This window comes from Barnesiella viscericola DSM 18177 (assembly GCF_000512915.1).
Lineage (GTDB): Bacteria > Bacteroidota > Bacteroidia > Bacteroidales > Barnesiellaceae > Barnesiella > Barnesiella viscericola.
Genome location: NZ_CP007034.1, coordinates 606,532 through 620,047, shown reverse-complemented (window position 1 = coordinate 620,047; position 13,516 = coordinate 606,532). Strand labels below are relative to the sequence as shown.

General features: G+C 40.4%; 7 protein-coding genes and 2 rRNA genes. 5 read left to right on the top strand and 4 right to left on the bottom strand.

The genetic code is table 11. The features are described from left to right. Window positions 1–25 precede the first annotated feature (25 nt). The 3 genes from BARVI_RS02565 to BARVI_RS02555 all read left to right on the top strand — a co-directional run bounded on the left by BARVI_RS02565 (window position 26) and on the right by BARVI_RS02555 (window position 5,326). A 23S ribosomal RNA gene (locus BARVI_RS02565) occupies window positions 26–2,893 on the top strand. Between the two features lie 84 nt (window positions 2,894–2,977). Next, window positions 2,978–3,086, top strand: a 5S ribosomal RNA gene (rrf, locus tag BARVI_RS02560). A gap of 1,112 nt (window positions 3,087–4,198) precedes the next feature. Further along, window positions 4,199–5,326 carry a site-specific integrase gene (locus BARVI_RS02555; RefSeq protein ID WP_025277726.1) on the top strand — a complete coding sequence of 376 codons (1,128 nt, stop codon included), beginning with the start codon at window positions 4,199–4,201 and terminating at the stop codon, window positions 5,324–5,326. 54 nt (window positions 5,327–5,380) lie between these two features. Here BARVI_RS02555 and BARVI_RS02550 read toward each other — a convergent pair whose 3' ends face one another. After that, the gene (locus tag BARVI_RS02550; protein ID WP_032533599.1) at window positions 5,381–7,333 is read right to left on the bottom strand and encodes a UvrD-helicase domain-containing protein; all 1,953 of its coding nucleotides are present in this window, start codon (window positions 7,331–7,333) and stop codon (window positions 5,381–5,383) included. Continuing rightward, window positions 7,330–9,156: an ATP-dependent nuclease gene (locus BARVI_RS02545; protein ID WP_025277724.1), complete on the bottom strand. Its 1,827-nt coding sequence runs from the start codon at window positions 9,154–9,156 to the stop codon at window positions 7,330–7,332. The genes BARVI_RS02550 and BARVI_RS02545 overlap by 4 nt, the downstream gene beginning before the upstream one ends. Before the next feature lie 101 nt (window positions 9,157–9,257). Here BARVI_RS02545 and BARVI_RS02540 point away from each other — a divergent pair, with 101 nt between their 5' ends. After that, the gene (locus BARVI_RS02540) at window positions 9,258–9,956 is read left to right on the top strand and encodes a hypothetical protein (protein WP_025277723.1); all 699 of its coding nucleotides are present in this window, start codon (window positions 9,258–9,260) and stop codon (window positions 9,954–9,956) included. Between the two features lie 6 nt (window positions 9,957–9,962). Further along, window positions 9,963–10,388: a hypothetical protein gene (locus tag BARVI_RS02535; RefSeq protein ID WP_084546963.1), complete on the top strand. Its 426-nt coding sequence runs from the start codon at window positions 9,963–9,965 to the stop codon at window positions 10,386–10,388. A gap of 46 nt (window positions 10,389–10,434) precedes the next feature. Here the strand turns inward: BARVI_RS02535 and BARVI_RS12870 are convergent, their stop codons facing one another. Continuing rightward, window positions 10,435–11,364 carry a hypothetical protein gene (locus tag BARVI_RS12870; RefSeq protein ID WP_025277721.1) on the bottom strand — a complete coding sequence of 310 codons (930 nt, stop codon included), beginning with the start codon at window positions 11,362–11,364 and terminating at the stop codon, window positions 10,435–10,437. Between the two features lie 21 nt (window positions 11,365–11,385). Next, window positions 11,386–13,515: an Eco57I restriction-modification methylase domain-containing protein gene (locus tag BARVI_RS02530; protein WP_025277720.1), complete on the bottom strand. Its 2,130-nt coding sequence runs from the start codon at window positions 13,513–13,515 to the stop codon at window positions 11,386–11,388. Between the last annotated feature and the right edge of the window lies 1 nt (window position 13,516).

Here is a 13,516-nt window from a genome sequence, read left to right as displayed (position 1 = left end):
ACAATCAGCAATGAATGTCGGCCGAAAGAAAGTAAGAAAGGGCGCATGGAGGATGCCTAGGCTCTCGGAGGCGACGAAGGACGTGATAAGCTGCGAAAAGTTACGGAGAGGCGCAAATAGCCCGTGACCCGTAAATGTCCGAATGGGGCAACCCGGTCAGCAATGACCATACCGCCAAGCGGTAGGCCAACGCGGGGAACTGAAACATCTAAGTACCCGCAGGAAAAGAAAATAACAATGATTCCGCAAGTAGTGGCGAGCGAACGCGGAAGAGCCCAAACCGGCGCTGTTACGGCAGCGCCGGGGTAGAAGGATCCATAACAAAGGCAAGGAAGGAAGTTAGCAGAATACGATGGAAATCGTAGCCGTAGAGGGTGACAGCCCCGTAAGCGAAAACGGACAGAAGCCGAATGGACACCTGAGTAACCCAGGACACGAGAAATCCGGGGCGAATCGGCGGGGACCATCCCGTAAGGCTAAATACTCCCGAGAGACCGATAGCGAACCAGTACTGTGAAGGAAAGGTGAAAAGAACCTCGAACAGAGGAGTGAAAAAGACCCTGAAACCATGCGCCTACAAGCGGTCGGAGCGCGCAAGCGTGACGGCGTGCCTTTTGCATAATGAACCTACGAGTTACTGTTGATGGCAAGGTTAAGCGATTCAGTCGCGGAGCCGAAGCGAAAGCAAGTCCGAACAAGGCGTACAGTCATCAGCAGTAGACGCGAAACCAAGTGATCTACCCTTGGTCAGGTTGAAGGTTGGGTAACACCAACTGGAGGACCGCACTGATAAGCGTTGAAAAGCTTACGGATGAACTGAGGGTAGGAGTGAAAGGCCAATCAAACTTGGAGATAGCTCGTACTCCCCGAAATGCATTTAGGTGCAGCCTCGGGAAATAAGTGTCAGAGGTAGAGCGACTGATAAGATGCGAGGGCTTCACCGCCTATCAAGTCTTGACAAACTCCGAATACTGACACTGGAACCCCGGGAGTGAGGGCATGGGTGCTAAGGTCCATGTCCGAAAGAGGAACAACTCAGACCACCAGCTAAGGTCCCGAAATAAGGGCTAAGTTGAACAAACGAAGTAAAACTGCAAAGACAGCTAGGATGTTGGCTTGGAAGCAGCCATTCATTTAAAGAGTGCGTAACAGCTCACTAGTCGAGGAGTTTTGCATGGATAATAATCGGGCATAAGCCCTTTACCGAAGCTGTGGATGTCGGAAGACATGGTAGGGGAGCATTCCGTCGGCGGTGAAGGTATCTCTCGAGAGATGCTGGAGCTTACGGAAAAGCAAATGTAGGTATAAGTAACGATAAAGGGGGCGAGAAACCCCCTCGCCATAAGACTAAGGATTCCTGATCAACGCTAATCGGATCAGGGTAAGTCGGGACCTAAGGCGCAGCCGAACGGCGAAGCCGATGGAAGAAACGGTCAAGATTCCGTTACTGATATAATGAGCGACGTGGAGACGGAGAAGTGACACACCCGCCTGCTGACGGAATAGCAGGTTAAAGGAGGTAGGTAGACACGGCCCAGGCAAATCCGGGCCGAGTGCCGAAACTGAGAGTATCGAGAGCCCTCGGGCAATCGAATAGCGGTGGTAAGCAGGCTCCCGAGAAAATCCGCTAAGCAAATCGTTATATCACCCGTACTCCAAACGGACACACGTAGTCGGGTAGAATATACCAAGGCGCTCGAAAGATTCACGGTTAAGGAACTAGGCAAATTGACCCTGTAACTTCGGGAAAAGGGTCCCCAGTAAGATGGGGCGCAGAGAATAGGTCCAGGCAACTGTTTAACAAAAACACAGGGCTGTGCGAAATTGAAAGATGAAGTATACAGCCTGACACCTGCCCGGTGCCGGAAGGTTAAGAGGAGATGTCATCGCAAGAGAAGCATTGAATTGAAGCCCCGGTAAACGGCGGCCGTAACTATAACGGTCCTAAGGTAGCGAAATTCCTTGTCGGGTAAGTTCCGACCTGCACGAATGGTGTAATGATCCGGACACTGTCTCAACCGTGAGTTCGGTGAAATTGTAGTATCGGTGAAGATGCCGATTACCCGCAACGGGACGAACAGACCCCGTGAACCTTTACTGCAACTTAACATTGCGTTTGGGCATTCGATGTGTAGGATAGTCCGGAGGCTGTGAGACGGTGACGCCAGTCATCGTGGAGCCGATGTTGAAATACGGACCTTTGAATGTTTGAACGCTAACTCGCAGGAGCGAGGACACTGTTTGGTGGGTAGTTTGACTGGGGTGGTCGCCTCCAAAAGCGTAACGGAGGCTTCTAAAGGTACCCTCAGACCGATTGGTAACCGGTCGCAGAGTGTAATGGCACAAGGGTGCTTGACTGAGAGACAGACAAGTCGACCAGGTAGGAAACTAGAGCATAGTGATCCGGTGGTTCCGCATGGAAGGGCCATCGCTCAAAGGATAAAAGGTACTCCGGGGATAACAGGCTGATCCCTCCCAAGAGCTCATATCGACGGAGTGGTTTGGCACCTCGATGTCGGCTCGTCACATCCTGGGGCTGGAGAAGGTCCCAAGGGTTGGGCTGTTCGCCCATTAAAGTGGCACGCGAGCTGGGTTCAGAACGTCGTGAGACAGTTCGGTCTCTATCTGTTGTGGGCGCAGGAAATTTGCGGGGGTCCGACACTAGTACGAGAGGACCGTGTTGGACAGACCCCTGGTGTATCGGTTGTTCCGCCAGGAGCACAGCCGAGTAGCTAAGTCTGGAAGGGATAAGCGCTGAAAGCATCTAAGTGCGAAGCCCGCCCCAAGATAAGATTTCCACGAGGGACGTCAGAGACGATGACGTAGATAGGTCGCAGGTGTATAGGCAGCAATGTCACAGCCGAGCGAAACTAATCTCCCGAAACTTTCTGTAAGGCGAGTCGGGAAGGGCCGATAAGGGGAAGCGAGAAGAAGTGTGAAGAGTTCAAATTTTTCAAATGTCAAGGATCAAGATATTTAAGGCGGTTATAGCACGGGGGATCCACCTCTACCCATTCCGAACAGAGAAGTTAAGCCCCGTCACGCCGATGGTACTGCGCAAGTGGGAGAGTAGGTAGCCGCCACCTTAAAGTAGACAGAGCCGGAAGGAAGTCAAGAGAAGACAACCCTCCGGCTCTTTTTTTATGCCCGCACCTGGGCGAGGGGCCCTTCCGCAGTTCGACGCGGCCACCAAGTCATACCGCGCCCTGACGCGGGGATCAAGAATACCGTCTGTAGCTCCTATACCGCGGGGAACCACCAGATAATGTTCGTGTTTTTCCTTTTTCTGTTCATTCTTCTCAGCAGCGAGAAGAACGAACCAAGAAGCGCCGCCGCTGTTATCGGGCCGAGGCGGTCGCAGGCAGCGCCGGCGTCGGGGGCTGCGGAACTCGCCTCCGGCTCAGACAGTCCTCGCCCCGTTCCCTCCTCCCGGCTAGCCCGCTCCTGCCCGATAAAGGCGGGATTTTGCGACCTTTCTATCTTTTCTCCTTATTCGTCCCTCTCCGTCATTCTTCTCATCGCTTTCTTCCATAGGCCGGACGGCTTTGCTCTTCGGTCATTCCGCACCCCGATGCGGAATTCAGGAATACCTGGGAGAGGAATACCACCAGCGACATCTGCCTGGGCCCCGCATCACGTGCGAGGTGGCATGGGCGGGTTACCCAAGCCTCCGATGCACTGGATCACCTTGTATTCGATGCAAAATGTTTTTTTGTTGTGGGGGAGCGGGGTAGGTGATTTTTACTTCAAGCGGGAGCGAAGGGTATAAAAAAGACGAGGAGCGAATGCTCCCCCTCTCACATGTTTTCACAACGGAATAATCCTTATTGTGATTTGCTTTCAAATTTGTAAGGCAAATGTAGTAAAAATTGTAGTAAAATTGTATATATAGTACAATTTTTTTATTTTTACATGAAATAAGATTTTGATTGCAAATAGTAGGATTAAAAGCAAGTAAGAGAAAATTTGAGCAATCTCACTGACTGTCAGTTGATTTGGCTATAATTGGCACAAAATGGCGCAAGGACAGAAAAACGGATTTGGGCGAATTGCAGCAAAAGATGCATTTCCAAATCATTACCCGACACCGAATGCACATTTAACACTAACGGTCTCTATTTCTGCGTTCTGCGTAGGTTTACATTCTGCCTTTACAACTCCCGTAAACTAATTTTGCACCAAACAAAAAGCAAGGATTATGAGGAGTACATTCAAGACCATTTTTTATGTAAACGGAAGCAAGGAGAAGAACGGAATTGTCCCCATCATGGGACGGGTTACAATCAACGGGACTATCGCGCAGTTCAGTTGCAAACAAAGCATCTCAAAGGAACTTTGGGATGCCAAGGGCAACAAGGCCAAGGGAAAGAGCCGCGAGGCAATGGCTGTAAATTATGCCCTTGACAACATCAAGGCACAGATAACGAAGCATTACCAGCGGCTTTCCGACCGTGAGGCGTTTGTCACGGCAGAAATGGTACGTAACGCCTACCAAGGCATCGGCACGGAGTACGAAACATTGTTGCGTGCCTTTGACAAGGAGAACGAGGCTTTTGCCAAACGGGTGGGTAAAGACCGCTCCATCAACACCTACAACAAACATCTTATTGTCCGCAAATATGTTGCAGAGTTCATAAAGAAACAATACAAACGTGCGGACATGGCGATGAACGAATTGACGGAGGACTTCATCCGTGACTTCTGTCTGTACCTGCGAAACGAGGTCGGGCTGGCGCAATCGTCCGTGTGGATATACTCCACACCGTTGAAGCACATTGTCACAACGGCACACTATCACGGCAAGATACCGAGAAATCCGTTTGCGCTGTACCATGTTGACCCTGACTATAAGGAACGCGAGTATCTGACAGAAAAGGAGCTGCGGATTATTAGCACTGTAAAATTGGATACTCTCAACGATGAGTTTGCCCGTGACCTTTTCATCTTCGGGTGTTGGACGGGTATCTCGTTCATTGATATAAAGAACCTTACGACAGACAATCTTGTGGAAATGAACGGAGCCAAGTGGATTGTGTCAAAACGCCAAAAGACAGGCGTACCGTTCCGTATCAAACTAATGGACATCCCAATGCAGATAATCAAGCGTTATGAGCCGTTCAGAACTGACAAACGGCTGTTCAATATGGGTGCATACTCGTCTATAAACAAGCGCATTAAGGAGGTGGCGAAGAAATGCGGAATAGAAAAGCGGATTTCATTCCACTGCTTTAGGCATCATCTTTTATCCTATTCGCTGAAAATAAGCAGTTTATACGAATACCTTTATAAAATAGGTAACGATTTGGAAACGAGCAAAGTTCTGTAATTTGCTTCGTCTTGCATTAATCAAAAGAACACCTGTTAAATGCAAAGGTACAAATTATATTGTCAAATCAATAATTTCCCAACCACTTTCTCTCATCTTCTTCAAAGCATCGCTACTCCAATTCATTTTTAAACTAGCATAGCATAATAGATGTGTCGGCCGTGACATTCCAACATATAACATTTTCATAGCTTGTTTTGCTCTTGAAGATTTTTTGTCAACTATATCTTTGAAGAATGGACTAGGTTGAAATCCTCCTCTATTCTGTTTCTTTATTAAATGTTTACATTCATAGTTATGAAAAAAAGTTTCTACATACATTGTTGCACAATGAGTCATTCCTTTTACAGAATGCACTGTTCCTATTTTTATTGGGATTGAATCTTCTTCCTCTTTTTCTTCGTTGTTATACTTCACAAAAGTATTTCCAATAAAATTATCTACATATGCATTCTGTTGAAGTTCAAATTTTGATTTTAAATCACTATCAACGACCTGTTTCAATAACTTATATGCAGTTTCAAAATCATTTTGCTTTATCGCTACAGATATCTTAAAAACCGTCTGGTTTAATATTATCAGTTCGTTATTTTTATATTGTTTGAGCAGTGTCTTTATTGTAAAATTACGTCCATTTACATCAACTACACCAGACAGTCGTAAAATATGACATAGTATTGCGAAGACAGTTTTTTGGCATTGGCTAATCGTCTCATTTTCACTAAATTGAAGAAACTCAGAGATTGTATCGTATGTCTTACTTGTAGTGACTTTAGTTGTGTTTGGAAATATATTATCTAACCGTAATTTTTCTATGTTAAATTCCGGTTCTGAAATCTTTGCATTCCACCCGATTATATGAAACCCATACTTTTTCCCATTAATTGTATTCTGAAGATTATTTCTTTCTATCAAATCCTTAAATTTACCTTTCAATAATGGCATTGTCTCTTCATTAAATAATAATAACGTAGGAAGTATTGGAGAATCTAATACATTTTTTCCATTTACAACAAATCTAGCTTTACCTGTTCCATCATCACCAGTTATAAGAGTGAACGGATTTACAACGTCTGCAATCTCTTTGGATAATCTCAGAGAATTATTAATATACATGGGATTTCTAGGAAGCCAATCACAAGTATCTGTTACAGCATTATAAATTGATTGGTTAGGATCACCTATTCTTTGTAAGATGCAATTATCTGAATAAAATAATTTATCAATAAGGTTTAATTGATGCAGCTGCATATCTTGCGTTTCATCAATAAGAATATATTTAAAACGTTTTTGCAATACACTCTTTATCTCTGGATACTCTTTTATGTATTCCTCAGCTAAATAATAGCAATCATCATAATGCAATATTCCTTTTTCTAAAATCTCATTTTTTGCCTTTAACAACCAATTGCAAACATATTGTTTATTAAAATCTTCATTTCCTCTCCATGTAGTTGGAATTTTATAGGATATATCACTTCCTTCAATTCCCAATCCAATCCTTGGTTCTCCAAAGGAACTGATGAATCGTACTGATGTAAAGTCAAATTGGTGTTTGCAATACAGAATCCTTCGATCCCAACATCTACTTAAAATTCGCTGTATTTCAGCATCATATCTATCCTTGTCGATAATTTCTATTCCTCTCTTATACTTGTTTTCATAATATGGAATTGCGAGAAATTTATCTACAAATTCTTGAATCGTCGATACATTATGAGGATATTCAAACAGTTTCGCAGCTTTTTTGGAAAGATGTTTTCGGATTTCTTCAACAGCAGTGTTCGTATGAGATAAAACTAATATTGCATCTCCTATTTCAAGATTTTCAGCCATACAACAAAGTTTTGCTATTAAAGCAGTCGTTTTGCCACTCCCAGGTACAGCTAACAAATCACAGGATGAAAGCTCTTTTATAAAGTTCCGACGTTCATCATCAAAATTACACCCTTTAGGTAAAAGGAAGTCTTGTACACTACTAATTAGATTATCATCAATTCTTCTCATACTTTAGATACATGTTTAATTGCTTCCACTAAATAATATATACTATCATCTTCAGGTATGGCTAAGGTGTCCAACGAACATATTTGCTGACATAATTCATGAGCAATAGCTACTTTATCTAAAGTTCGATCTTTAAGTTTCTTTATTAATGTAGTTTTGAATTTTTCTTCATCATATTTCCCAGCTTTATTTTTTTTAAAACCTTCAGTTTTAGAATGGACTTTAGATACACACTCCTTAAAACATTCATTTAATGTGCTGGAAAGATATAAACACCACTCTAAAGTCCAATGTGGAGAAATGAGAATTTTGACATTTGATTCATCGGGCAAAGCAAGACTATCTAAAATTTTCTTAGACTTTTCCAACTCCACTTCGTGACTGATTTCTGAATATTCAATTGTATCAAGCTCTACCTCTTCTTTTTTTATTTTTTCCGGACTGACATCGAGATCTGTTACTATACTTATTGGCATATTTAATATCTTTCCGTCAGTCCTTATAAAAATATTAGCATATCTTATATATGCAGTAGAACCAACATTAACAATTGAAATTTCTTTATTGGTAAGATTATATCCTAACTTATTGGCAATTACAGGTATCAATAATTCTTCTGCCCAACCTTCAACAATAATAACTCCTTTTGCAAAAAACAAATTTGATTTTGTTACATCTAAAAAATGATCAAGGAATATACAGTCATCTTCATCAAGTCTGGTCGTATCAGTATTCAATGGATACACGTCAGAATCATAACATAGAATAATGTTTGTGTTTTCTTTATCCGAAATTTTTATCTTAGATGCAATATTTGGACTATGAGTTGACATGATGAATTGTACTTTCTGACATTGTAAAGCAGAAATAACTTTCATTTGCGCTTGAGGATGTAAATGTGCTTCTAGTTCTTCTATTAAACATAATTTTAGACCATCCCACTCTTTATTTAAGTGAAGCAGTTCTGTCGCCATATATAGCCTATTCATAGTGCCTAGCCCCATATTTTGTGCGAATTCTATAACAATAGAAATAGTTTCTAGTATATTACGTATTTTAGGTTCCGTAATTGTAAGACTGCTATTTATATTAGAATTAATAAAAGCATGTAAAAATGAATCTATCTTATCTTTTATTTGCTCCTTATTACTTGTCCCAAGAATTGGTAAACCATCTTTTCCTAATGCTTGTAGCTCATCATTAAACCAACTATTAATGCTTCTGTTTGCTGATTTAACATATGTCACAAATGGATGTTCTTGTCCAGGTTCCTCTTTAAATAAATTATGACCTTGTAAAATCTGTGAAACTCTAGAACTCTTCTTTGCAGTTAATTCTATACTTGCATCTCTCAATGCTTTTAAATATACAGTTTTAAGGTATTCACGAGCTTGAAAAGCCAAAACTTTACCATTTGCATCAGGTCCAGCCGAGACATCTCCAGGAATAATCTGTCCATTAATAATATTTGCAGCGTATATTAAGCGAAGATATGGCTTAGATGTTTTATTATCCCAACTTAACCATTCTGTAAAAATGGATGCCTCGTTTTCAGACATATCACTAATAACAAGTTCAATTCTCATAGAGTCTGTAGCTTCATGAAAATCTTTTTCTTCAACACGTATCCACTCAATAGCATGAGTACGTAAAACCAATTTAATAGCGTCAATTATTGCTGTTTTTCCTGAATCATTTTCTCCGATTAAGATATTAATTCCTTTCTTAAAAGGAACTACCAAATGTGGCGAATCAAATTCTATTGTTCCGTCATTTTTACTAAATTTTCTAAAATTCCAAAGTTTTAGCTCAGATAGATACATTTGCCGAATAATTTATTTCCTACAAAAATAGAGATTCCTATGTAATTATTTCTTTGTCAGGTAATAAAATTGTATCTTTGTGTTGATAAAATATTAATAGGATGTCATTAATTATAGCATTACATTTAGGCGAAGGTATTGTTATGGCCAGTGATAGTAGAACAACATTCAGTACTACTATTCATAAGCAAGATGGAACAATAGTCCAAAATAACGGAGTTCATTATAGTGACTCTTCATATAAGACATTCCTAACTCCAAAGGGAGTTGGTATTTCGACATGTGGTCAAGCAAGTATCAACAACAAACCCATCGCAGGTTATATAGAAAGTTTTATCAATGAACATAAAGATGAATCTGTTGATGAAATTAAAGATAAAATAATTCCATATTTCAAAGCATTATGCCAAACAATAGATACAGATTTTATCATTGGAGGTTATATAAACACAGGAAAAACATATGAACAAAAATTATATAGAATTTTTACCGCTATAGATAAAATAGAATCTATTAATACAGATATTCAGGGAGCAATATGGGATGGCGAAATAGATGTACTTAGTAGAGTATTGACTACAATGTATACGCAGAGTGGTAATGCTTTAACGGATTATCCTATTCCATTTAATCATTTTACAATACAAGATGCTATTGATTTTGCAAAATATGCAATTCAAACCACTATAGATACAATGAAATTTCAACAACGGACGAAGACAGTTGGAGGTCCTGTTGATATTCTAATAATAAAGCCAGATAATGCTTTTTGGATAGATAGAAAAGAACTTCATAAGTGATAGAATATGAACAAATGGCCAAGAGATAGATACATAGGTCCTGGTGGTGGACTTTATACAGGTCCTGGTGGCGGACTCTACACAGGTCCTGGTGGTGGACTTTATACAGGTCCTGGTGGCGGACTCTACACAGGTCCTGGTGGCGGACTCTACACAGGTCCCGGTGGTGGACTTTATACAGGTCCTGGTGGCGGACTCTACACAGGTCCTGGTGGCGGACTTTACACAGGTCCCGGTGGCGGACTTTACACAGGTTCCGGTGGTGGACTTTACACAGGTCCCGGTGGCGGACTTTACACAGGTCCATGTAGTAACCCATATATGAGTAATTGGCCTCCACCACATATTTTAATTAAAGAACTACAGAAAAGGAATATGAATGATATTGCAGACTATCTAATTAGTATAGGATTCATAGATTACACATATTAAACGAAAGAGCGACCTTGAGAAATCAGATCGCTCTTTTGCTATTTAATTATTGTTCAATGATTTTTATATCATCCTTTGATAATTCATAAGCTTGATAAACAAGCTCATCAATCTGCTTTTCTATTGCAGAAGTATCAGTTGAGCTGTTTGTTCGTTTAGCATCAATAACCTTTTTAACCAATTCTGAAATCGTCGCTTGAGCATTTGGGGACAACTGTGGAATAGGGAAATTATCAACCTCATAGCCATTGACATTACTATTAGTGCTGAAACATCTAAAAAACCAATTTATGGTTTTAGAGTTTAAGAATCCCAATAAGCAATATAGGTCTATTAAGTGTGATGGCAATATATAATTGCATGAATTAGCCAAATAATATCCTTGAGGCACAATAGACATTACAAGTCTAATCTTGTCATTAGCACCTGTCATTCCTTGCATTGCAATTCTTTCATATTTGTGATGGGCAGATTTCTCAGTATTCCCATATTCTAACAAATATTTTTCTTCTTCGAGATAGTCTATTTGACCTTGGCTCATATGATGAGTATAATAGTATCGTTGTATTGAAGCTCCCTTCAATATAACTGGGTTACTAATATTTGAGCCAAAGAATTTTTTGTGAAATGTTACATTTAACTCACCCTCTATACATTTCAATGATATTCCTTTTTTCTTCAATAACTTAATGACTGTTGTTTTGTATTCAGGTCTCAAACGTGGTATTGTATAATCAATATTATCAATTGCTATAATGTCATTAAGAGAGAAAGAAGTACTCAATCCTGATGATTTATGCTTGTCGTCCCATACAAATACAGGGAATACATAATCACTATCGACTTTAGTATTTTGTATTAATGATATACACACGCTCATCTTTACACTCTCAAAAACACGCTTTTTCTTACTATCTCGTTCAGGGAACGAATCAATTTTGATAATCTTGTCATTCTTGAGGATATACTTTCTCAAATTAGCAGCCTGTCTATCTACCTAAAAAGAATTTTGGAAGATAAAACAATTTATGCCATTTGTAGATAGGAGTTTTTTTACAGCATTTGCGATAAAGAGTTTGTAGGCATTTAATTTACCCCCAAATGCAATCGTATAATCTTTATCACTACGTAAATCTGCAATCTCTCCAACATGTGATTCTTGATATAAAAAATACGGAGGATTGCCAATTACAATATCAAAACCATTTTTATCGTCATCACGATTGAAAACATCGCTAAACCAAGTATGCCAAAGAAAGAATTTGTTATTCTCGGCAAGATTGATATCTTTGAGTCTGGCAAGAATAGTTGGGTCGTATGCCTGTGCCTCCAACTGTTTGTTGATAGTATCGGAAATTTCTTGTTGTAACTTCACCTTTCTATTGTGGTCGTTACAAGAGTAGTACGAAGATAGTAGATGCGATACAGTCTTTTGCAAGCGATTTTTTTCATCATCGAAGAGAGAAATCTCTCCTTTGTCTTTCTTGTATTCTTTTTCGTAAGTGAGTTTACTTAAATCCACCCCGATAAAACTCTCAATTAGCGAGTTACCTTGCATAATCTTATAGTCGAGATTGGGCAATGGCGATGGTGTCTCTTCATCAACAACGATAGAGAGCCAGAATCGCAAACGGGCTATATCTACTGCACCTTTCTCAATATCTACACCATAGATATTGTTTTGGATAATGCTCTTTTTGATTTCGGCACGATCATAATGGTCGCCACTCAAAACCTCACGACAATGCAACAGTTCATTGAGCAAACCCATAGGAAATGCTCCCGAACCAATAGCAGGATCACAAATCTTAACATTTTCAAGTGCTGAAAGAAGTTTCGGTTTCTTATTCTCTGGAATATCCTTAACTCCCTCTTCTGGTGAAAGTACGAATTGACGAATCTTGTCTTTTGCTATACTTGTATTGGTTTCGAGGTAGGCAATAAGTGACTCCTGACACATATAACGTACAATCTCTTTCGGTGTGTAGAATGCTCCTTTATCCTTGTTGTCTTCAAGCAAGTTTTCGAAGATTTTACCCAACATTTCTGGATCTACTCCCACTTCGGCATCGTTAGGGTCATTCTCGTCAATGGTAAAGTTGTATTCACTGAAGAATTGGAACAAACGTTTGAAATAATCAGCTGGGAAACGACTTTCGGGTTCGTCTTCCTTATCACGCTCAAATAAACCACCATTTAGGTATGGAATATCTTTCCATTCATTAAGTAGCGATTTATCCCAATCGTAATCGGCAAACAGGGCTTCACGCTCGGCAGGTTTAGTGTTCAAGATACCGAAGAACAACGGTTCAAGCACTGAGTCGAGATAATCATTCTTGTACAGTGAGTTCTCAAACATATTTTGCATATAGTTGAGGTCGCCACACATCCAACCTTTGCGTTGCAAGAAATGAAGGAAGGTGATGCGCCCCATCATCTTCTTTACGTAATCACGGATTTTCTTTTCGTTGTAGTCAAACGCTCCCATCAATGCAGCATTGGGCTCACTAAGTCTTTTCTCTTCCCACTTACTGCCCACCTTAACAAAACGCTTACCTGTAATATATTGGATAAAGTCGGCGTATTGCTCGCGATATCTGTCAAAGAACTCATCAGAAAGAGCTTCAACAGAGAATGCAGTTTTCAAATTTTCAAATGAAATACCTTTTTTCTTTAAGAAGTTGAAACGCTCAATAGGCGTTCTGTATAGTAAATCATCACTACCAAAAACGTATGTATATCGTTTAGGCGATGTCGCTTCTCCCTTGATATCACAAATAAATGACAAACGCCAATGGTCGCCACTATCAAATACCACCAATGCGGCATCAAACTCACCCCAAGCCGGATTAATGAATGACTTTACAAGATTGCGTAGCCCTACACGCCTGTTTGCGACCGAGCCTTTTGTAATATTGTAATGAAATAAACCGATACGATAACTGTCTGTAGTATCTATATTTCCCAAATAGTAACCATTATCAGAGGTGCTTCCAATGATCTTTTCTGGTCCTTCTTTCAATTCGGTTGCATTGAAAAAATATTGTAGGAAAGTGTACCACTGAGTCAGATTGAAAGATGATTGGAATAGTTTTCTCAAAATATCCGGTGTATATGTAGCTGCCATA

Bases quoted from the DNA above. Each gene is read 5' to 3' on its own strand.
- BARVI_RS02555 (WP_025277726.1), top strand. From the start codon at position 4,199: ATGAGGAGTACATTCAAGACCATTTTTTATGTAAACGGAAGCAAGGAG.
- BARVI_RS02550 (WP_032533599.1), bottom strand. From the start codon at position 7,333: ATGAGAAGAATTGATGATAATCTAATTAGTAGTGTACAAGACTTCCTT.
- BARVI_RS02545 (WP_025277724.1), bottom strand. From the start codon at position 9,156: ATGTATCTATCTGAGCTAAAACTTTGGAATTTTAGAAAATTTAGTAAA.
- BARVI_RS02540 (WP_025277723.1), top strand. From the start codon at position 9,258: ATGTCATTAATTATAGCATTACATTTAGGCGAAGGTATTGTTATGGCC.
- BARVI_RS02535 (WP_084546963.1), top strand. From the start codon at position 9,963: ATGAACAAATGGCCAAGAGATAGATACATAGGTCCTGGTGGTGGACTT.
- BARVI_RS02530 (WP_025277720.1), bottom strand. From the start codon at position 13,515: ATGGCAGCTACATATACACCGGATATTTTGAGAAAACTATTCCAATCA.